Genomic DNA, 20,842 nt, shown 5'->3' with positions numbered 1-20,842 from the left:
CAAATCCTCTTCACCCTAGAAATAAGCGCGCGCCTCGCTGCTCAATTTCTGGAAAATATTTTCTTCGGCATTACCAAAACGCAACACATAGTGGCACGCCACAGAGATATTCTTGTTCAAATCAAGCGAAAGCGACGCTTCTAATCGGTATGTGCGCCCCTCGCCGTAACCGGACATCATCTGGTAAGGGATCATGTCGCCGCCACTTTCCATCTGGACAGCCGCAAACTGAACAAAGGCATTGACCTTCTCTTCGCGTTCGTAACCGACACGGAGCGAGCCCTCCCTTAACAAAGCATCGAACTCATAGCCCACTTCGTCGTGCCCATCGCCATAACGGAGGCGCGCACCGGGCTCCACATGGAAGCCGTCAAGGAAACTGTATCGGTAGCGCAACGAGCCATCGCGAGTTTTCCATTCCAACACCTGGAGCGCCGTCAAGTCAACCGTTTCCAGCTGGCCCGAAGCCCCGACATAGTGGTTCTCCTTCACCTGCATCCCGAGAGTCGCTTCATGGCGGAACGATTCACGGAAATACGAATAGGACGAAAGCATTTTTTCGTAATCTGCACCCGGCGAATACGATGCCGAAAATCCCCTCGGATGAGACCATTCAAGCCGCCCTTCCCAAGAAAGCGTACCCGACGAAATTTCACGGAGCGCAGAACTCGTCACGGGAGGGAAATAGAGATGTTTGCCAGTCGTATCCTCGCCTTCTGAACTGAACGAACCGCCCAAGACAATATCGCGCAAGATACCATGCTTTACCCCAAACGCCTGCGCCGGTTTTAGTTCAAGATCGGCACTGAATGCCGAATTGGACGCAAGGACAGCCCCCACAGAATCATTGCGGCCCTTGCCCTCGTACACAAAATCGCCATTATCTACGCCCTCGATAAACACGCCCGTGAGGCTATCGTAACGCACGTCGCCCGTACCCGGAGCTACAGCCTTGTACACCGACACGTAAGTCTGTTCCTCTGTCATGCCCAGTTTGTACGCCACGTTGCCGTAAACACATTCGTTCCGGTTCCCGAAATTCGCATTGAGTTCGCCCACCCACGCATCTTGATCGCCTTCTTCTGCAAGCTTAGAATATTCGTACTGCAACATGTGCGTCAATTGGAAATACTTCCAGTTCGCGTCGGCAGACTGCTGCCACACATAGGTCACGAGGGAATCTTCCCACTCGCTTTCCCTTTCGGCCCGCTCGCGTTTCTTTGCAAGTTTTGTCCCCAGCGCTTCGCGAATATTCCAGCCGTCGTCCACCAAGGCAATCCCGCCCAACGACCTTCCATACCCCACCTCGTACAAGGGGTCACCCTTCCGTGCAATAGAATCGCTTTCCGTATAGCGGAAATCCATCTCGCCAAAAGGCCGGACAAAGCCTTGCCTGAACTCCGCATTGGCGGTCGCCTGGTAACGAGTGCGTTCCAACTCTTGCACCGAAGCGACGCGAATCAGTTCCAGTTCGCTATGGATCGCCCTATCCGAGTGAGTCAAGCCCACAGCCGTTCTCGAAGAATTCCACTCTTCGCCATCGGCACGGCGGTAGCCCCATTTCACCGTAGAGAACAAATTATCCCAAAGCCTCATACGCAAGGCAAGTTCATCGTGTCTCAAATTCCCTGAAATGCCGTTACTGTCCAAATCCCACTCGTCAATAAGTTTATACGAATTCCAATCCCGGTCGGTCCCGACAAACTCAGAACTGCCGAATTCCTCGCCGATATAGTTCCCGTACACCGAAATTGAGAGCGGGAACTTGCGCAATCCATAAGAAGAGTCCGAAGTCACGTACCAGCGGAAAGCGCGCCCTTCCGGGCCATCCACCTTGTCGGACACTATATTGGAATCCTTCCGGCCCAAGGCCGTTTCGAGGTCGGCATAGAAGCGATGATCCGCCTGCAAGCGGAGCCTCGCCCCCATCCTATCGGTCTGGGTGGGCCTAGCGAGGTGGCCCAGCGAATCATCGCGTTCCAGTTCCCCGCCATCGTCATTTTTCAGCAAGCGGTAATCGTCATCGGTCCAGCTATTATGCCTCAGGCGCTTCACGTCGTTTTCCAGCCTGAACCCAGAAACATCCATGTGGATGTTCGGGTGACGGTATTTCGCCTTGGCCGCATACATTGTATAAACATTATCATCGTCGTAAGCATCGTAATCTACGCGGATTTCGTCGTCGTTGCCGGGAACAAGCGTCCCTTTGAAATCGAGCAAGCCACCCGCATAGTTGACAACATAATCTTTGCCTCGTTCCAGTTCAATGCCGTTCAACCAGACCTTCTCCGACCCAGGCACCACAGAAAGGTAGTTACCCCCCGTGCCAATGGAATAGCCTTCTCGCTGGCCACGCACCCCATTGAATGTCACAGAGTAACGTTCCACCTCGTCGGTACCCACGGCGCCGCGCACCTCGGAATACCCCGCCCGCGCACCAACCATTGCACCGAGCGTAGAACGTTCGAACCCGAACAAACCCATCGATTCGTCGTGCCAGGTAAAATCACCTAGGTGCAGCAAAAAATGCGGAGATTCCACCCTAAAATAAATCTGGTCCACTTCTTGCAATGTCGCGGTCGTCTGCTCCCCCGCCTTGCGGTCGACATCCGAGAGGAGCGCATCGACATAGACGCTGTCGGTCAAGTTGCCCTGAATACTCAGCCGCATTTCCTGATCCACCTGCGTACCGCCATCACCCACAGTTACCTGCATCGTCTTGTAACCGTGAGTCACCAATTTAGAATGCGAAATATCCGTCGTATCCGTAGGGTACAACGGAGCGTTACCACGAACAAGGTAATCCGGGTTCCATACGGGGAGAGAATCGACATCCAAGGCAAACGCACAACCCGCGGCAAGCAAAGCCAAGCTCACGGAAAAACGCATGAGGGCTACCTATTACCTTTCGGCAGGTTCAATACGGAATTGGCGGCTGGAAAGCAGCCTCTGCTTGTCGACCAAATCGACGCTCCACTCGCCAGGCTGGAGCAGCGACGGCGCTATCATGGAAAAGCACACGTCACCCGTCAAACTGCAAGGGACGGTCTGCACGGTATCGAGTCCGCGATACCAGACCGTGAGCAACGTGTCGTCCTTGTAATCCTTGATATTGGGGATTGCAGTATAGAAATAGAGTCGGATATTTTCTTCGAAAACGCTGTCTTGGCCAAACGGGGAGCCGCTCACGATATGGCGACAGATGACGCTCTGAACAAGTGAAAGTTCAGCTTCATCGACATCCTGAACAACCTCGTTTTCCATCAGGGAATTCACCACACGGTGTACCAAGAAAGCCAAAAAAACGACAATGACAATGATTGTCGTCTTTCTAAGATAACGTAGTGGCGGAAGCCCTGCCACAGACACTCCTATCGAACCAGCCTGCTGGTATTCTGGGTAAACGCGGGAACCGCGTCGACAAGTTTTTCGACAAGCATGCGGTTAAAATCTTCAATACGGTTCGGAAGGCGGGAACCCGGGAAAATTTGCACCAAGAGCAAAGCCTGGTCCACCGGAGCAATATAGATGGAGCGGTTTTCGCCGCCATACGAAACAGACTGGAAATTTTCGCCACCGAGCATCATGCCAATCTGGCGAGCAGAGTCAAACGAAGCCGTGCTGAGAACGGCAAGCGGAGTCGCATCGGTCCCGATAGAACCCACTTCGGCAATAATGGAACCGTCACGATGGCAAAGAACAATGTATTCAGCCTTGACGCTTGCCTGGTAAGCAAGCATAAGACGGCGAACCTTGCCGGCATCTTCCGAATAAATCGTAAAATCACTCATGATAAACCTATTTGCCTCAAATAAACTTGTTGCCGCCTACTTCTTCTTGGGAATGTACGGGCGCAATTCGATATCGTCGTCCGACACATCCTGGTTGGGCTTGGAAAGTTCACGACCGAATGTAGGCATGCGGGACGGAGCGACTGCGCGTGGACGTCCGAACGGGGACGATGTGGCCCCCTTCTGGAACAGGCCCGACCCCGAACTGGCACCGCTAGACGAAACATTGCCACTTGGCGGCTTTGCAGCGAACGACGGCATCCGGAACGGAGATGCCTGGCGTTCCTGATGCGGGGCCGCAGCAGGAGGCGCCGCAGGCGCACGCGGCGGTTGTTGTTGCTGCGGCTGCTGTTGATGCTGTTCATTAGCGACAGATACGCCATCCTTGGTCAGGGAAACGCTGTGGACGCCCGTGTTGTTCACGCTTTCGGCGGCCTTGCGGAGGAATCCCTGCTTCACGTTAAACTTCTCGATCACAAGCATGGCAATGGTCTTGAGCGTTGTCACGACCCCTTTGCCGTTGTGGGCTGTAGCCGGGAAGAACGGGACCTTGTTCGGATTCAATTCCGCATTCATCTCGTCCAGTGTAAAAACGTTTTCCATGTCGCGCTTGTTGTACTGGAGCACGAACGGAAGATCGTCCAAGTCCATCCCGTAATCCTGAAGATTCTGCCTCAGGTTCTGTAAACTCTCGATGTTTTCCGCCTGGCGGGAACGCTGGGAGTCAGCCACAAAAACGATACCATCGACACCGCGAAGAACAAGCTTTCGCGTACTGTTGTAATAAACCTGACCGGGAACCGTATACAGCTGAAAACGAGTTTTAAAGCCCTTAATGTCGCCAAGATTCAAAGGAAGGAAGTCGAAAAACAGGGTACGGTCGCCTTCTGTCGCAAGCGAAACCATGTCGGTGCGCTTGTCCTGTGGCATTTTCTGGTGAATGACTTGCAAGTTTGTCGTCTTGCCGCTCAAACCAGGTCCGTAATAAACCACCTTACAGCTAATTTCACGTGTTGCAAAATTTATAGAAGACATCTCTAATCCTTGGTACTCAGTTTCATAATCTAGTAAAAATCAACAACTTGCACACACGAAAGTGATAAAAAATACACCCCCATGGCATACGCATACAGCCATTCCATAAGTATCATCAGCAAAAGGGGCTCAAACGCAAATCACCGATGGCAAAGAAAGAGTACAAAGCCCGCGCCAAACACTGCACATTTGCACACGTTTATTCAATTCTGTCGAGCCGACCCGTATAGCTACAAAAAACACAGCAAAGGTCAAGATAGCCAAAGCGGCCAAAAACTACGTAAAATTGGGATTACGGCAACTACCGATATCCGCCGTAAATCACAAATATGGTAAAATCGTCTTCGCCATCGGGGCCCTGTTTATCGAGGCGGGTTTCTGTATGCCATGGATGACGGATTGTCCGCAAGTGCCGCATTTCTTCCCTATCCGCCTGAGGTAGCGAATCTCTTACGGATTCCTTCATTCGGGGAAGGGAATATAAATTGGAAAGCGAAAGAGACCCGTTTGCATCGGAAAGCTCCATCTTGTAGCAGGACCTGCTCAACGTAAATCTATCCTCATGACCCATATCGTCAAGGGAAACCGTGTAATAGAAACAGTCGTCTTCCTTAGTTGTAGTAAAGGATTTGGGCAATTGGCTTATGTCAAAAGTGCTGTCGTAACTGTATGCTGTAAATTTGGTATAAGGCGGAAATACAAAATCAAAAGTATCCCCATGGAGCTCGTAGATACCGATATAATCCGACAGGTCTAGATCAAACGGTTTTTCCTCGTTATTGTGGTCGACAAGGGTAAATCGCAAGTGTCCATCATCATCCATCGGGATATCTGCGAATTGTGGCCGCAGGGTGCCGTTTACGGCAACTTCCAGGTCTCCGGTGTCTTCCTCGTGCTTGCTTTTTTGCGGCAGATAGTGCAGTTCGTCGCTATCGCCATACTTGACGCTATCGACACAGAAGGTGCTGAACTTTGAGGAATCTTCACCAGGAAGGTATTTGCAGTCAACCGTGTAAAGCTTCGCGACCTGGGAAGAATCGTCAGCCCGCAATTCAATCGCAAACGAGGTCGGACGATGGCGGATTTCGGTAGAAGGCAGGCATTCATGCGTATCGCAATAATCGGATTCGTCATCCAGGGATTCTATGAGACAGCCAGACAACGACAGGGCGATGCTGGCGGCAAACAACATTTTTTTAATAAGGTTCATCATCTTCCACAAAATAGTTTTTTTCACGACATCCATGTTTGGCTCTACATGTTCCGCTACATAAAACAGGACCTGCGCTTTTTACGCAGGCCCCGTCTTTGGTTAAAGATGTTTTGAAAGAGAATTACTTGACGTTCACGCGCTGGGCCAAGGAACCCACACGGACCATGTAGACACCCGACTTCGAAACAGGAATTTCGAAGCTTGCCGCATCCACACGGCCGGACTGCACGACAACACCCTGCATGTCAAAGACGGCATAAGGCTTGCCCATCATGGTGCTGTTCACCTGAATGCGGCGGTCCATTGTCGTCAACCTCAAAAGCGTCGCTCTAGATGGAGAAGCGATCAGGCCATCCTGTTCTTTCGGTTTCACGATGACGAGATTTCCGTCTTTGACCTTGAACACCACATTAGAATAATTTGCCGAAGAATTCTTGAATTGATCGGAAGTCAGCCCCATCGAATAGGTTTTGACCTTGGTCCCAGACACAACGGAATCGCCCCCAAAGGAGACAAGATCAATCGAATAGGAGCTGCAGTCCGAAGAGAAGTCAAAGCCGTGTACAGTATGCTTCTTGCCATCGTATTCCACCGTATCCACATGGCCCTTGATGGTGACGACAATCTTCGTCGTATCCGGGTTAATCTTGAACACGCCCTTGGTCGTAGAAACGATATAGTTCGGATTGGACTTGCCCTTTACAGAAGCGGTAATGGAATATTCACCAACATCCTCACCCGACTTGCGCTTCAGCGTCACGTCTTTCAACTCATCTTGAACCGTATCAATCTTAACAAGCCCTTCTACGGTATACGTGAGTTCCGGGTCCTTATCTCCGTATGTTTTGGATACGTTCGCAACAGTCAGGGTAACCGGCTTCGGGAGAATCACGAGATTTCCATTTTTAACATTGAACTCCACGTTGGAATAATTGACAGATACATTCTTGAAATTTGTATCGGCAAGTTCCATCGTAAACTGTTTTGCATCCTTTCCAGTTGCAACCGAATCACCAGTGAAGTTGACAAAATCCAATGTATAGGCCTCATTGCTGGAGGCAAAATCAAAGCCGTGTACAGACTGATTCTTGCCGTTGAATGTCAAAGTATCCACATGGCCCTTGATAGTGACGACAACCTTCGTCGTGTCCGGATTGATCGTAAACACGCCGTTATTGACCTTCACAGCATAGTTGGCATTGGAATCGGCATCGACATTAGCCGTGATGGCGTATTCGCCCGCATCCGTTCCTTCTTCGCGCGTGAGCGTCACGTTCTTCAGGGAGTCCTCGACTTCATTGAACGTGAGGAGGCCTTCGGTCGTATAGGTGAATTCAGGGTCTTCTTCTCCGTAGGTCTTGGAGGCGTTAGCAATGGTCAAGGAGACCGGCTTCGGGAGGACTTCGAGTTTTCCGTCGTCGATAACAAACGATACGTTCGAGTAGTTCTTGGAGGTGTTTGCAAAGTTGCTGTCGGCAAGACCCATCGCGTAGGTCCCGGCATTGGTTCCGGTGACGGTGGAATCGCCTGTGTACTTGACAAAATCAACGGAATAGGCTTCCCGGTTGGAGACCATGTCGAAACCGCTTACGGATTGTTCTGTGCCGTCATACACCAAGGAATCCTTATGTCCGGTGACAGTAACGAGAATTTCCGTACTATCCGGAACGATTCTAAACCAGCCGGGTATTGCTTTCAAGTCGTAGTTGCTGTTGGGAATCATGCTCCATGCGGTGCTAATGCCGTATATGCCCACGGTATCGCCCGGAGCACGGAACAATTCCAGATTTACCACGGTTTCCATGACTCCATCGCGTTCGACAAGGCCTTCAACACGATAAGGTAATTCAGGGTCGCTTTCGCCATACATCTTTAGTGTATCTATAACGTACACAGTGGCCGGCTTCGGAGTAATCGTGAACGGAAGTTCCTGCCAGCCCGCATAATTCCCAATACCATTGAAAATTGCCCTTGCGGTTCCGGCATCAATATTGTCTGCGTAAGTTATGACATAGTCTTCCCCTTCGACAAGTTCGTTCCCTTCATCTGTAATCAAGACGGCGGGCTTGTTCTCGGCACCGTTATATTCGAACGTATCGGTAGCAAGAGCCAATTTCGGAGATATGGTCTCTTTCTGGGGCAGAGCCGATATATAGTCACTGACGACGGCAAACTTGTTGTCCAAGGAAGACTTGAGGAAATCCACATAGGCGTCATAATCGGGACGCTCGATTCCGGAGAGGTCCAAATGGACACCCCACCTCAGGCTATCGACCTTTGCTGCGACCTTCAAGGTATCGCGCATGAGGTCAATTTCGGCATTGATCTTGCTTGCGTCAATCATGGATTTGTATTCTTCCCAAACTTCTTCCAATGCCGAGATAAACAGCGGGGACTTGAACAATGCGTTGTAATAGATGCTGGTATCCAGTTTGACGGGAGCGTTGTCTGTCGACGCACCGGCATCGAAATCCCATGCGGGGCCTGCTTTGAATACATCACCCTCATCCTTGTGCACATAGGAGAAATACGCACTCTTGGGTTCATTCAATTCCGTATTGTCCATGATTTCGTTGATGAGCCAGAACTTGGCCCAGGATTTAACATCGATGACTTTCGTGTATGCTTCATCGGGAGCAGCGCAATCATTGGTGTTCATTCCGTCCACGTAGTCCGGATAAAGCAGTTTTTCCAGAGCCTTGATCTTGTCCTGGAAACGCTTGATACGGGCATAGCCTCCGCTGGTCATGTTGTTATCATTATCTTCGTCGTAGAAATAATCGTCGTTCTTGACCATGTAGGGCATTTCTCGAATCGAGCTCGTAAACTTGACGATTTCATCGTAATGGTTGTCCATCTCGATCAAAAGGTCCTTGTCCTGATTGTCGGTCATTCCGTCTTCGCCATCGTAGATGTTCACGCGAGCCTTGTCGACCTTGATTGCTTCACCCAGCCAGTAAAGGCCTCGGTAAACACCGTTGAACACAAGGTTCACATACTTTCCTTTGACCGTGTAATCCATTTTGAGATTTTTGCTCAAGAAGAAGGCCATGTGGTTCTTCAGGAAACTGTTGTCCAGATAATTGGCAATCAAAACCCAGCGTTTGTGCTTGGACATGCCCATGATTTCCCGTTTGTCATTCAATTTAAGAGCATAAGGCTTTTTATCCTGTTCCCAAGTCGAGTTGCCACGACCACGGATGCTTGTCTGCACATCTTCAAAATTCCAATCAGCTTTTCCGGCGTCTCTCAAGGTCAAGAACGTTTTCTTGGTCCAGTCCTCTTTTGACGTGATTTCAACACCCTTTGGCGTATTCACGTACAGCACCGGGAGTCCCGTGTAGGCCACGGCCGCGACATCCGAGGTCACGGTTTCTTCGCCAACCGTCGCGACGCAGAAATAGTAACGGATTTCCTGTTCGGTAAACACGTCCGTGCTGAACGAGCCTTCGTTGGCCCCTTCGATGGCTTCTGCGTTTTCCGTAGAGCCGTCGGCAGACTTGAACCACTGGTACGAGACAGTTTCTTCACCCTTCTGGGCTGCGAAAGTGATCGTAACCGGCTTGTCCTTTTCTGCAATGGAAATAGCGGCGGGCTGCTCGGTGATGGCGAGTTCAGGAACGACAGAAGCGGAATCCTGAGCAAACGGCGTTGCCGCCATAAATAACACCGTAATTAAGGCCAAGCCCCAGCGGGCAAACCACAATTGTTGACTTTTTCCCATATTCTATTCCTTTTATTGTTTTAGACGCAAAAAAACGTCCAAATGAAAAGATACAATAAAGTTACAAAAACAATACAAACGCGTCAACGACGTTGAACTTATGGACAAATTTGTAAAAGGAACAGATTGTCTATAGGGTGAAAATTAGATACCCGTGCTGCCGAAGCCGCCGCGGTCGGCGCCGTCGAGCGAGCCTTCTTCGAAGGTGAGCGTCGGCTGGATTTCCATGATGCGGAACTGCGCGATGCGGCTTCCCTTCTCGATGGTCACGTCACGGGTGGCGTACACCGGCATTTTCCACCAGTCGTTCGCGCCGCAGTAGCTGGAATCGACAACGCCCACCGAGTTCGCCTGCAGAATGCCGAAATTCTTGAACGTGGAACTGCGCGGGGCGATATGCGCCTCGTAGCCCTCGGGCAACTTCATCGCGACACCCAGGTGGATGAGCTTGAACTCGCCCGCCTTGAGCACCACGGTCTCCGCCGCCGCGAGGTCAATCCAGTCGGACTTGCCGCCAACGTAAGTGAGTTTCGGGATGGAATCGTCGAGGTATTGAATTTTGATTGTCTTCGACATATGATAAAATCATTCCTTTACACAACGGACTGGAAAGTAATAACCATCACGTTCACGGATCCTGCCATTTTTTTTCTTTGCTTCAACATAGAAAACATAGTTTTTCTCTCCGTAATCTATACGGAATCCAGAATATTCATAAACATTTTGATACGACAACGAATCCGAATAAACACCTTGCGGAAGAATATTCAATCCCCATACATTGGCCCCATTACCATCATACACTTCTTTGACGGAATCGCTCACCACCCAGCCCGAAGTCGATTTCATATAATGTCCCATCACATAGCCGAATCCACTAAAAAGCCGTAAAGCCAAGAAATCAGAATCATTGGGAACACGCCAACCATCAGGGCAAACACTACGGTATTCAGAGTCAGGATAAAGTCGTCCATATTTAGCACAGCTATCTGCAGCACCACCACAGACACTCGCAGGAGTTTCGTAATCGAGGTTCTCCGCCATCCACTCCCTATTTTCCAGAACAACCGTTTTGTACTTCTTTCCGTCGCGCGGGTCCAGCAATTCTCCATATGCACCGCTATATTCCTTCTGGATCAGGTAATCCAGCAATTCCGACTCCTCTGAATTTTCTATACAACGAACAGGCATTTCAACATATTTTTCTATCGAATTTATACCAATGTTGTCCTCAGTAATTTTTAGATGACTGGCATATTCCGGATAAACTGAACCAGCGCGAGGAACGCTTGAGCTCCAAAAATGCGCTTGAAAGGATCTATAGCGGGTCCCTCCAGAATAATACCCTGTAGGCAAAGCGGTAAATCCCGTCAAATTATTACCGGATTCGCCCCAGTCTTTTTCATCGATAACAACTTTGAATGGGTCCGAATCGAGTTTTCTTAATTCATCGATAAAAATTTCCCATTCATCAGCAGAAGGAAGATGCCAACCGTCCGGACAGATACCTTGTCTCTGGACTCGGCTAAACTTGCACAATTCAAAAGCACAAGGAGATTCTGCAGTATCCATCGCCGTTGTCCAAGAATAATAGCGGCCGTATTTTCCGGCCTTAGCCGTATCAGATTCATCCGCACGATATCTTAAATTTTCAGCCATCCAGTGTTGATAGCCAATATAAACCGTCCTATAGGATTCTCCGTCACGGCTATCGACAAGGACATCGCCTTCATGCGCAGCTGAACTGCTGGATTGGTCATCAGGTTCTTCGCCCCATTCCGGGTCTTCTACTTCGAGCATTCCTTCCAACCACTCGCTACGATAACAGGAATACCAGTTTCCATCATCATCCTGTACGTGACGGACTACAAACTGGCCCTTGTCTTCGCATTTTCCAAGTTTTTCTTCAAGGGTTTTCTCTTTTGAAGAACTGGACTTATTATCGCCTTTAACGGAACTGGACGACTTAGCCTTTTTGTTTTCATTGGAGGAATCACCAGCATCAACTTTTTCCGAATCCTTGGAAGAACTAGATTTCCCTTGAGAGGAACATGACGAATTTTCCACCGACGAGGACAAACTATCGTCATTTGCAGATGCACTGTTGTCGTCACCGCATCCCGTAAAGATTGTGGCACCGCAAAAAGCAACTATTGCGATAAAGGCGCTATAAGAAATCTTTATTTTGCACATAAAAATGACCTCTTTATTCAATGCAAATAGAAAAACGCAATGTCACCGAGTTTGTCTATGATAAAAAAATATCACATTGCAGACAATTCGTCAAAACAATCTGCAAAAAAACGAGCAAGAATTGTTACAAATTAATAATCATGTTGCCACCGGAGACATCGCCACCGCTGCAAGGCGGCATTTGAATTTTGACAACACGGCTGCCTTCGCATGTATAATATATCCAAGTGTCTTGATCGTACATTGTATTTCCGTTCGGGCAACTGTAATTGACATTTTCGATGTTCCTAAGCGTAATCGTCGCCATACCACTTCTGTAGCACTGTTCGGCAGATTCTGCAGTCTGCTCGCTGGAGGATCCTGCACTACTCGAAGACACCTCGGTGGATTCAGCGGCTTGAACGCTAGACGATTCGACACTGCTCGAAGACTCCCCGACAGACTCGGCACCTAGAACGCTAGAAGACGAGGCTTGCGAATCGACAGAAATGACCGAACTGCTGCTCGTGTTCCCCGGTTCATCGGCCGGAGCGGAACTACTGCTGTCGTCACCGCACCCCGTAAACATCATAGCACCGCAAAAAGCTGTTATTGCGATAACAACTGTATAAGAAAACTTTGCTTTGCACATAGAAAAGTATATACTCCGTTTCAAATCTATTAAAACCTATATAAAAAAATAAAAAAACATAGCCCGAACTAGAACCTCGTACCCCGAGCCTCGCGCCTCGAACCTCGCGCCTCATTCTTTTTACACAACGCAACAGCCTGTTTCTTGTTTTTCTGCGAAGCCATAGGTATATTTGAACCGTAAACAAAAGGAGTTTAAATGCAGACCTACGAAATTCTCAAGAACATCCGCGAAAAACATAACCTCACCCAAGACCAGATGGCTGAACGCGTCGGTGTGACCCGGCAAGCCGTGAGCCGTTGGGAAACCGGCGAGACGCAGCCGAACACCGAAATGCTCAAGGTTTTGTCGAAGGAATTCAATGTTTCCATAAACACGCTGCTCGGCGCCCCGCGCCAGCTCTTTTGCCAGTGCTGCGGCATGCCGCTCGGCGACGACGCGATCATCAGCCGCGAAGTCGACGGAAACTTCAACGAAGATTACTGCAAGTGGTGCTACGTAGACGGCAAGTTCACCTACACAAGCAAGGACACTCTACTGGACTTTATGCTTTCGCACATGCCGAACCCCGAAAATACGCCAGATGCAGAAAGGCGCAAGTTCTTCGACTCGCACCTTTCGCAATTAAAACACTGGGCTGGGTAACTGCGTCAAATAACAGCGTCAATCTTTTCGTTCCAGTGGTCCGTGGTTTCACGGGCCATTTCGTTTCCGCAGTCGTAGATGCACAAGAAGCAAATCTCGTTCACGACTTCGTAATCGGAGCCGCCGTTGAACACGTTCGCATTGCCGTACTCTTCGCGGTCTTTCCACAAATATACTTTGCACTGGGATTTTTCGGATTCGGCCTTGCAGTAAGCTGCGAGAACATCTTCAGTGAGGTCGGCGGCGCACGAAATCCCGGCAACCAAAGGCGAAGCGAGTATTTCGGCAAGCGTTATGACGCGCGTGCCACCCGCCGAAAGGATTCTGCCTGCAATGTTGAATTCGACTTCCATAACTTATTTAGTTTCAGCAGCGGCTTTGGCGGCCTTGTCGGCGGCCTGTTCCAAACGGGCAGGCTTTTTCGCGAGGTTACGGATGAGCCCGAACAAAGCGGAAAGCTCGTTGCGTGTGGGATGCAGACGCTGCAACAGCGTATTCAAAAAATTGTCGCGCCAAGACTGGTCGTGATACTGCCCAGTCAGATAGCGGTCCAGGAACTTCTTGAAACTGTCTATCTGGTCAATCGTCGCCGGGGCCGTTTCGCAGGCTCCCTTGGTCCCGCGCTTCGCGCGCCCTTCGCCATTCGCAAGCGCACCGCTGCGGCAAAGTTCGTAGAGCCCCACCGTTACCGCCTGAGCCAAATTGAGGCTCATGAGGCCCGGCACCGGGATTTCGCACTGGTACGTGCAAGCGTTCACTTCTTCGGTCTCTAACCCACAGGATTCGCGGCCAAACACAAGCGCAATGGTCCCGTTTTCGGGCAACAGTTCCGCAAGCCCGGGCATCATCGTGTGCTTGATGGCAGACCCGTAAATACGGCGGCTGAACGCTACAGCACAGGCACAGTCCCCGATGGCTTCCTCGAACTTATGCACGATAGTCGCCTTGTCCAAGACCTCGTGGCTGTTGGGAGCCGTATGGTAGGAATTCTCAATTACCTTGTCACGCCTCGGGTAGACGATATACAGTTCGTCGAGGGCGTAGCAGTGCATGGCGCGGGCAACAAAGCCCACATTGTGCGGGTGTTCCGGTTCAACAAGGACAACTCTGAATTTGCGCATAGTTTTGTAGATAAAATCAATTGATAGTTACGCGTCACCATTTAGCCAAGGCATTGGCGATAATCAAATCTTGCAGTTTTTCGATAGCGCGGGCCTGACCATGACGGTCTTCGGTCTCGTTTTTCTGAATATCGTAGGTTCCGTCTGCCGAAAGCGAATTGCTTTCGTAAATGATGCGTTCCTTAACGTTATCGTAGAACTTCACGCTCACTCGGATGGTCACGCGATAAGTTTCCACATCGCTGTTGCTATTGTAGTTCTCGGGCTTGTTCGTGTAACTCAGGAGCGTTATCGCGAAATCGGCATTGGCATCGTCGTTCACAAGGCGCACACCACCTGCATTTTTCCTGAACATTTCGACAATGGCCGAATGGATGTTATTCGCGAGCACCGGGTCCAGCGTCTTATCTTCAACCTCGTGTATCTGGACCGTCTTGATATGGCTCGGCAATGTCGACGCCGTAAAACTGTAACAACCCGAAAGTCCCACGACCATCAAGGCAAGAGCAAACAAACAAAGAAAATAGGAAATGTTCTTGCGGAAACGCATAGCCAAAATGTAGAAATAAATGAGCACGTCCTTGGACTCCAATTCATCCAAGAAATCAAATTCCCCTAAGAGGATTCCTTTCGCTCTTGTACCACTTCATGAATTCGGCGATACCGTCGTGCAGGCTCCAGTGGGGTTTGTACCCGCATTCCGTCTCAAGTTTTGTCGTGTCGGCGTTTGTCTGGTAAACGTCGCCCGGCTGCATCGGCAAGAAATCCTTCTTGGCGGATTCGCCGTAGGCGGCCTCGATTTCGGCAATGAAGTCCATGAGTTTGACCGGATGGCTGCACCCGATATTGTAGAGTTTGTACGGGACCCCGTTCTCGCAGGCGGCAGCAACCGGCATGTGGTCGAGCGCATGCACGCTGCCTTCGGCAATGTCGTCGATGTAGGTGAAATCGCGGATCATGTCGCCGTTGTTGAACACCTTGATGGGTTCCCCCTTCGAAATCGCGCGGGCAAAGAGCATGGGGCTCATATCGGGCCTCCCCCACGGGCCGTACACGGTGAAATAGCGCAAGCCAGTCACCGGAATGCCGTAGAGTTTGGAATAAGCGTGCGCCATCAGTTCGTTGCTCTTCTTGCTTGCCGCATAAAGGCTCACCGGATTGTCGACCTTGTCGTCTTCGCTGTAGGGGACCTTGCTATTGAGTCCATACACGGAACTGGACGACGCAAAGAGCAAGTGCTTCACCTGGTTATGGCGGCATGCCTCCAAAATGTTCAGGAAGCCCACCATATTGCTTTGCATGTAGGCGTAGGGATTCGTGATGGAATAGCGGACGCCCGCCTGCGCGGCAAGGTGAACGACCTTGTCGAATTTTTCTTCGGCAAAAAGTTTGTCAATAGAAGCCTTGTCGGCAATATCCATGCGGACAAAACGGGCACCGGGAAGCACCGAGCTTTCGAGCATTTTCCCGAAAGGCATCTCGGCCAGAGCGTCCCCGCTTTCGGTACGGAAACCGTTTTCCCAGAGACGGCCGTACTTGAGGCGCACGTCGTAGTAGTCGTTGATATTATCCAGCCCGACCACTTCGTCGCCACGCAGCGCAAGCATCGCCATGATCTTCGAGGCGATAAACCCGGCAGCACCAGTCACAAGAATCTTCATCTTAAACCGAATCCTTCTTTTCCCGAAATTTAGCAGTTTTTCACTAATGCTTCCATGCAGCAAAAAGAAAAAAGGACAAAATAACGGACAAAAAAATCCCCGCCACCATTGCGGTAGCGAGGATTTTAAAGTTCCTAAAGGGAACAATTAGGCTTTGTTCAGGCGATCCTGGATCATGTCGATGATTTCGGAGAGTTCCTTCGGGAGGTGAGCGCCGAACTTCGGATAGTGGTTTTCCTTAACGTCGGCGAGTTCCTTCTTCCAGCCTTCCACGTCAACCTTCGTGATTTCCGGGAGAGTTTCCTTGTAGTAGTCGGCGAGGCCTTCAGTATTGATGGCGCCGTCCTTCGGCATGTAACCGATCGGAGTTTCCTTGGCGTTATCGACACCGTTGCAGCGGTCGAAGATCCAAGCGAGCACGCGGCTGTTGTCGCCGTAACCCGGCCACATGAAGCCACCCGGGAGCTTCTCGTTGTTGGCATCCTTGCGGAACCAGTTCACGTAGAAGATCTTCGGAAGCTTGTCTTCAGTGGACTTCTTGCCGATTTCGATCCAGTGCTTGAAGTAGTCACCCATGTTGTAGCCGCAGAACGGGAGGATGGCGAACGGGTCGCGACGGATCTTACCGACTTCGGCTGCGTTGATGGTGGAAGCAGCGGTGATTTCAGAACCCACGATGGAGCCGAGGAACACGCCGTGGTTCCAGCTGAGGGACTGGTGAACCAGAGGAATCGTAGAAGGACGACGGCCACCGAAGAGGATTGCAGAGATAGGCACGCCGGCAGGATCTTCCCATTCCGGAGCAATGCAGGGGCACTGGTTGGCCGGAGCGGTGAAGCGAGCGTTCGGGTGAGCCATTTCTTCGCCCTTGGGAGCCTTGTCCTTCGGGAGAGCGTCGCGGGTCTTGCCCTTCCAGTCAACGAGCTTGCCCTGTGCCGGGTAGCCGATGCCTTCCCACCAGATGTCGCCGTCTTCAGTGAGGGCGCAGTTGGTGTAGATGGTGTTCTTTTCGGCAGAGATAAGAGCGTTCTTGTTGGATTCGGCAGAGGTGCCCGGAGCAACGCCGAAGAAACCGGCTTCCGGGTTGATGGCGTAGAGACGGCCATCCTTGCCAAACTTCATCCATGCAATGTCGTCACCGATGGTTTCGACCTTCCAGCCCGGGATAGTCGGGATGAGCATGGCGAGGTTCGTCTTACCGCAAGCAGACGGGAAGGCGCCAGTAACGTACTTGACTTCGCCCTTCGGGTTCGTGAGCTTGAGGATGAGCATGTGTTCGGCGAGCCAGCCTTCGTCGCGAGCGAGAACGGTAGCGATACGGAGAGCGAAGCACTTCTTGCCGAGGAGGGCGTTTCCACCGTAGCCCGAACCGTACGACCAGATGAGGCGTTCTTCCGGGAACTGGGTGATGTACTTGTATTCGACGTCAGCGCAGGGCCAGACACCGTTGTCGCTTTCGCATTCGCGGAGCGGCTTACCCACAGAGTGGAGGCACGGAACGAAGTCAGCGTTCGGGTCGGCGTTGAAGATGTCCAAGACCTTCTTGCCGGCGCGAGTCATGATGTCCATGTTGAGAACGACGTATTCGGAGTCCGTGACTTCGATACCGTTCTTGGAAATCGGGGAGCCGAGCGGGCCCATGCAGAACGGGATCACGTACATGGTACGGCCGTGCATACAACCCTTGTAAAGCTTTCTCATCGTCTGCTTGAGTTCAGACGGGTCGATCCAGTGGTTGGTCGGACCGGCATCTTCTTCCTTCACGGAAGAGATGAACGTGCGGGATTCAACACGGGCCACGTCAGACGGCAGAGAGCGGAACAAGAAGCAGTTTTCCTTCTTCTTGAGCGGAGTGGCAAGGCCAGCCTTGACGCACTTCTGCATGAGGGCATCGTATTCTTCCTTGGTACCGTCAACGACAACAACGTTGTCCGGTTCGCACATGGCAATCATTTCATTCACCCAGGTACTGATCCTCGGGTGCTTGATATCGTTAAGGGTAAGACTCATTATGAGCTCCTATTGGGTTTAACGTTAGTTTCGAGAAATTTCGAACGGAGCAAAAATAGCATTTTTAGGGCCGACCGGCCTCCTTTTGCCCCCAAAAAAAGGTAAATTTCACACGTAACAATGAGCAAGGAAACCATCCAGAGGCATTATGAGCTGGTCCTATTATAGAGAACACCAAAAAAACATCCTGTGCATGATCATGGCAGGCGGCCAAGGCAGCCGTCTCCAACCCCTCACCCGCGACCGTGCCAAGCCGGCGGTCCACTTCGGCGGGACCTACCGCATCATCGATTTCGTCCTCAATAATTTCATCAATTCCGGCATTTTCAAAATCAAGGTCCTTACGCAGTTCAAAAGCGACTCGCTGAACAAGCACATCTCCGCTGCATGGAACCTGAACGCGAGCCTCGACCAGTACGTGGACCTCGTGCCCGCGCAGATGCGCACCGGCGACGACTGGTACAAGGGGACTGCCGACGCCATCTTCCAGAACATCAACCTCATCACGGACGAACGACCGGACCTCGTGGCCATTTTCGGCGGCGACCACATCTACAAGATGGACATCAACCAGATGATTGACTTCCATCTGAGCAGGGCGGCTCTCCTGACCATCGCGGCCATCCCCGTCCCCGTCGCGGAAGCCCGCGAATTCGGCATCATCGAAGTCGACCAGGACGGACGCATGATCGGCTTCGAAGAAAAGCCCAAGAACCCCAAGGAAATGCCGGGCAATCCGGGCTACTGCCTCGCCAGCATGGGCAACTACATCTTTACGAGCAAGTTCCTGGTGCGCGAGCTCCTGAAGGGCGCGCAGAACGGCGCCACGGACTTCGGCAAGCACATCATCCCGAACCTGTACAACGAGTTCCCCGTTTACGTGTACGACTTCAACACGAACATCGTGCGCGGCGAACAAGCCTCCACCAAGGGTTACTGGCGCGACGTGGGAACGCTCGACGCCTTCTTCGAGGCGAACATGGACCTCTGCTCCGAGAACCCGCCGTTCGACCTTTATAACAACTACTGGCCCATCCGCACGTTCAACTGGAACCAGCCGCCCGCCCGCTTCTTTGCCGGCGACAGCGACGCCCACCAGGGAGCGGCCATCGACTCCATCGTTTCCGCAGGCTGCATCATCGGCGGCGGCACGGTCGTCAAGAGCATCCTCAGCCCGGGCGTCACCATCCAGAAGGATGCGCTCGTCGAGGAATCCATCCTCTTCCCGAACGTGACCATCGGACCGGGCGCCAAGGTGCGCAAGGCAATTATCGAAAAAGGACTGCACATCCCCGCCGGCTTCCAGATCGGCTACGACCTGGAGCGCGACAAAAAGCTCTTCCACGTAACCGAATCGGGAATCGTGGTCCTCGCTAAGGATACGATTATTAAAGCGTGAGGAAGTAGACAGTAGACAGTAGGAAGTAGACAGTAGGAAGTGGTTAGGGATTAGGATCTAGAATCTAGGGGCTAGGGAGAAATATCACGGCTTCGCCGTCTTATATTGACGCACGAAGTGCGTGATTCTTTTCACTAGCCTCTATTCTCTAGTCTCTCAAAGACTCACTGCTCATTGCTCACCGCTCGTGCCCCGAGCCTCGAGCCTCATTTACCAAAAAGGCCCCAGCTATTGCCGGGGTCTTTGCTTGTTGTTTTTCAGGACAAACTACTATTCAGTTGCGGTGGAATCCGGGACTACGGGCTTGGTGCCCCCACCGATATTGAAACCACCCGTGCTGTCGCGGCGGCCACCGAAGTTAAAGCCGGTACCAGTGCTGTCACCCATGTTGAATCCGCCACCCGTAAAGCTGGACATGTCCATTTTCCACTGGCCGTCCGTGCATACGTACTTCATTGACATGCCCATCGAAGTGCTGTCCTTCGTGGCGCCTTCCTCGTCGCACTTGTTCCTTTCGGCATCAGCTTCCCTGTCGCGGGCCCACTGGCCTTCCTTGCAGATGTAGGACTTCCCGTTCTCGATCTTGGTGGAGTCTTCCTTGTCGCACTTGTTCTTTTCGGCTTCAGCAGCCTTATCGCGTTCCCACTTGCCTTCCTTGCAGATGTAGGACTTCCCGTTCTCTTCCTTGGTGGAATCTTCCACATCGCACGGGGTCCCCGAAACGCCAGAACCCATATTCATAGACCACTTACCGTCCTTGCAGACGTAAGTCATGGCCATCGTGAAACCCATCGTCGACGTGGAATCCGTTTTCGTGGCACCTTCCTCGGTGCACTTGTTGGCTTCGGCGGTCGCCGTGGAATCATAAACCCACTGGCCGTTCGTGCAAACACTGACGTAGCCCATCTGGTTCTGGGTCGCGCCTTCCTCGGAGCAAGAGAACATGCTGGCAAAGGCCGTCGAATCGAAAGACATCATGCCTCCGCTCGAAGGATTGGACGTTACGTCGCCCTTGGAGTCGCTGGAAGGAGTTGTGCTGCCGCTGTCTCCAGAATCATTGGAAGTGCTAGAAGAATCCTTGGATTCGCCGGAATCTTTCTTTTCCTTGTCATCCGAGGCCTTTTCGTCCTTGGAATCCTTCGAATCCGTGGACTTAGCAGATTTTTCCTTTCCATCCTTGGAGTCGTTGGAGGTCACTTCACCACCTTCGCCACCATTGGAATCGCTGGAAAGAACGGTTCCATCGCCCCCAGCCGCCGACGGCGAGTTAGAGGAATCGTCGCCACAGCCTATGAAACAGAATACAGCCGCGAGGGACACGGCCAAGGCAATTTTTTTACAATTCATTTTAAGATACTCCTATTAGAAATGAATGGTTTCCCTAGGCTGGAATATATAACGCAAAAAAAGCGGCACATC

The 20,842-nt window shown here is 51.4% G+C and carries 16 protein-coding genes and 1 pseudogene; 2 read left to right on the top strand and 15 right to left on the bottom strand.

The window, feature by feature from the left end:
* Window positions 1-15: 15 nt before the first annotated feature.
* From Q0Y46_RS08255 to Q0Y46_RS08215, 9 genes and pseudogenes are all read right to left on the bottom strand, one after another.
* Entirely contained in the window at window positions 16-2,889 is a 2,874-nt protein-coding gene (locus Q0Y46_RS08255; RefSeq protein ID WP_297946549.1) for a hypothetical protein, read from the bottom strand.
* Window positions 2,890-2,901: 12 nt separating this feature from the next.
* Complete coding sequence (locus Q0Y46_RS08250) at window positions 2,902-3,363, bottom strand: hypothetical protein (protein WP_295682305.1); 462 nt, start codon at window positions 3,361-3,363, stop codon at window positions 2,902-2,904.
* 8 nt (window positions 3,364-3,371) lie between these two features.
* Window positions 3,372-3,791: a roadblock/LC7 domain-containing protein gene (locus Q0Y46_RS08245; RefSeq protein ID WP_295682303.1), complete on the bottom strand. Its 420-nt coding sequence runs from the start codon at window positions 3,789-3,791 to the stop codon at window positions 3,372-3,374.
* Window positions 3,792-4,238: 447 nt separating this feature from the next.
* Window positions 4,239-4,826: pseudogene (locus Q0Y46_RS14920) on the bottom strand (GTPase domain-containing protein); the annotation flags it as partial.
* A gap of 301 nt (window positions 4,827-5,127) precedes the next feature.
* Window positions 5,128-6,039 (bottom strand): hypothetical protein, encoded by a 912-nt coding sequence (locus Q0Y46_RS08235; protein WP_297946542.1) that lies wholly within the window; start codon window positions 6,037-6,039, stop codon window positions 5,128-5,130.
* Window positions 6,040-6,160: 121 nt separating this feature from the next.
* A complete protein-coding gene (locus tag Q0Y46_RS08230) occupies window positions 6,161-9,763 on the bottom strand; it encodes an MBG domain-containing protein (RefSeq protein ID WP_297946538.1) in 3,603 nt (1,200 codons plus the stop codon).
* Window positions 9,764-9,907: 144 nt separating this feature from the next.
* Window positions 9,908-10,339, bottom strand: a complete 432-nt coding sequence (locus tag Q0Y46_RS08225) for a dUTP diphosphatase (RefSeq protein WP_297946535.1) — start codon at window positions 10,337-10,339, stop codon at window positions 9,908-9,910.
* A 9-nt stretch (window positions 10,340-10,348) separates the two neighbouring features.
* On the bottom strand, window positions 10,349-11,956 hold the full coding sequence (locus tag Q0Y46_RS08220) for an FISUMP domain-containing protein (RefSeq protein ID WP_297946532.1): 1,608 nt from the start codon (window positions 11,954-11,956) through the stop codon (window positions 10,349-10,351).
* Window positions 11,957-12,080: 124 nt separating this feature from the next.
* Window positions 12,081-12,527, bottom strand: a complete 447-nt coding sequence (locus Q0Y46_RS08215) for a hypothetical protein (protein ID WP_297946529.1) — start codon at window positions 12,525-12,527, stop codon at window positions 12,081-12,083.
* A 258-nt stretch (window positions 12,528-12,785) separates the two neighbouring features.
* Here Q0Y46_RS08215 and Q0Y46_RS08210 point away from each other — a divergent pair, with 258 nt between their 5' ends.
* Complete coding sequence (locus tag Q0Y46_RS08210) at window positions 12,786-13,232, top strand: zinc ribbon domain-containing protein (protein WP_295682283.1); 447 nt, start codon at window positions 12,786-12,788, stop codon at window positions 13,230-13,232.
* Between the two features lie 5 nt (window positions 13,233-13,237).
* Here Q0Y46_RS08210 and Q0Y46_RS08205 read toward each other — a convergent pair whose 3' ends face one another.
* The 5 genes from Q0Y46_RS08205 to Q0Y46_RS08185 form a co-directional block, all read right to left on the bottom strand.
* On the bottom strand, window positions 13,238-13,585 hold the full coding sequence (locus Q0Y46_RS08205) for a hypothetical protein (protein WP_297946526.1): 348 nt from the start codon (window positions 13,583-13,585) through the stop codon (window positions 13,238-13,240).
* A 3-nt stretch (window positions 13,586-13,588) separates the two neighbouring features.
* Window positions 13,589-14,353, bottom strand: a complete 765-nt coding sequence (locus tag Q0Y46_RS08200) for an RNA methyltransferase (protein WP_295682277.1) — start codon at window positions 14,351-14,353, stop codon at window positions 13,589-13,591.
* A gap of 34 nt (window positions 14,354-14,387) precedes the next feature.
* Window positions 14,388-14,954 carry an LptE family protein gene (locus Q0Y46_RS08195; protein ID WP_297946524.1) on the bottom strand — a complete coding sequence of 189 codons (567 nt, stop codon included), beginning with the start codon at window positions 14,952-14,954 and terminating at the stop codon, window positions 14,388-14,390.
* Between the two features lie 4 nt (window positions 14,955-14,958).
* Window positions 14,959-16,014: an NAD-dependent epimerase/dehydratase family protein gene (locus tag Q0Y46_RS08190; RefSeq protein ID WP_295682273.1), complete on the bottom strand. Its 1,056-nt coding sequence runs from the start codon at window positions 16,012-16,014 to the stop codon at window positions 14,959-14,961.
* A gap of 147 nt (window positions 16,015-16,161) precedes the next feature.
* A complete protein-coding gene (locus Q0Y46_RS08185) occupies window positions 16,162-18,024 on the bottom strand; it encodes a phosphoenolpyruvate carboxykinase (GTP) (RefSeq protein ID WP_297946521.1) in 1,863 nt (620 codons plus the stop codon).
* A gap of 148 nt (window positions 18,025-18,172) precedes the next feature.
* Between Q0Y46_RS08185 and glgC the strand changes: the two genes are divergently transcribed.
* Window positions 18,173-19,423 (top strand): glucose-1-phosphate adenylyltransferase, encoded by a 1,251-nt coding sequence (gene glgC, locus Q0Y46_RS08180; RefSeq protein WP_295682266.1) that lies wholly within the window; start codon window positions 18,173-18,175, stop codon window positions 19,421-19,423.
* Between the two features lie 270 nt (window positions 19,424-19,693).
* Here the strand turns inward: glgC and Q0Y46_RS08175 are convergent, their stop codons facing one another.
* Window positions 19,694-20,770: a hypothetical protein gene (locus Q0Y46_RS08175; protein ID WP_295682264.1), complete on the bottom strand. Its 1,077-nt coding sequence runs from the start codon at window positions 20,768-20,770 to the stop codon at window positions 19,694-19,696.
* Window positions 20,771-20,842: the final 72 nt, after the last annotated feature.

The sequence above is a fragment of the uncultured Fibrobacter sp. genome (assembly GCF_947305105.1).
In the GTDB taxonomy this organism is placed as follows: Bacteria; Fibrobacterota; Fibrobacteria; order Fibrobacterales; family Fibrobacteraceae; genus Fibrobacter.
Note: the sequence above shows the minus strand (reverse complement) of the source record. Positions and strands in the feature narration are given on the sequence as shown.

Excerpts from the sequence above, each read along its gene's own strand:
- Q0Y46_RS08220 (WP_297946532.1), bottom strand. The coding sequence starts at position 11,956 with ATGTGCAAAATAAAGATTTCTTATAGCGCCTTTATCGCAATAGTTGCT.
- Q0Y46_RS08245 (WP_295682303.1), bottom strand. The coding sequence starts at position 3,791 with ATGAGTGATTTTACGATTTATTCGGAAGATGCCGGCAAGGTTCGCCGT.
- Q0Y46_RS08225 (WP_297946535.1), bottom strand. The coding sequence starts at position 10,339 with ATGTCGAAGACAATCAAAATTCAATACCTCGACGATTCCATCCCGAAA.
- glgC (WP_295682266.1), top strand. The coding sequence starts at position 18,173 with ATGAGCTGGTCCTATTATAGAGAACACCAAAAAAACATCCTGTGCATG.
- Q0Y46_RS08175 (WP_295682264.1), bottom strand. The coding sequence starts at position 20,770 with ATGAATTGTAAAAAAATTGCCTTGGCCGTGTCCCTCGCGGCTGTATTC.
- Q0Y46_RS08215 (WP_297946529.1), bottom strand. The coding sequence starts at position 12,527 with ATGATGTTTACGGGGTGCGGTGACGACAGCAGTAGTTCCGCTCCGGCC.
- Q0Y46_RS08235 (WP_297946542.1), bottom strand. The coding sequence starts at position 6,039 with ATGATGAACCTTATTAAAAAAATGTTGTTTGCCGCCAGCATCGCCCTG.
- Q0Y46_RS08230 (WP_297946538.1), bottom strand. The coding sequence starts at position 9,763 with ATGGGAAAAAGTCAACAATTGTGGTTTGCCCGCTGGGGCTTGGCCTTA.
- Q0Y46_RS08185 (WP_297946521.1), bottom strand. The coding sequence starts at position 18,024 with ATGAGTCTTACCCTTAACGATATCAAGCACCCGAGGATCAGTACCTGG.
- Q0Y46_RS08255 (WP_297946549.1), bottom strand. The coding sequence starts at position 2,889 with ATGCGTTTTTCCGTGAGCTTGGCTTTGCTTGCCGCGGGTTGTGCGTTT.
- Q0Y46_RS08200 (WP_295682277.1), bottom strand. The coding sequence starts at position 14,353 with ATGCGCAAATTCAGAGTTGTCCTTGTTGAACCGGAACACCCGCACAAT.
- Q0Y46_RS08210 (WP_295682283.1), top strand. The coding sequence starts at position 12,786 with ATGCAGACCTACGAAATTCTCAAGAACATCCGCGAAAAACATAACCTC.
- Q0Y46_RS08190 (WP_295682273.1), bottom strand. The coding sequence starts at position 16,014 with ATGAAGATTCTTGTGACTGGTGCTGCCGGGTTTATCGCCTCGAAGATC.
- Q0Y46_RS08205 (WP_297946526.1), bottom strand. The coding sequence starts at position 13,585 with ATGGAAGTCGAATTCAACATTGCAGGCAGAATCCTTTCGGCGGGTGGC.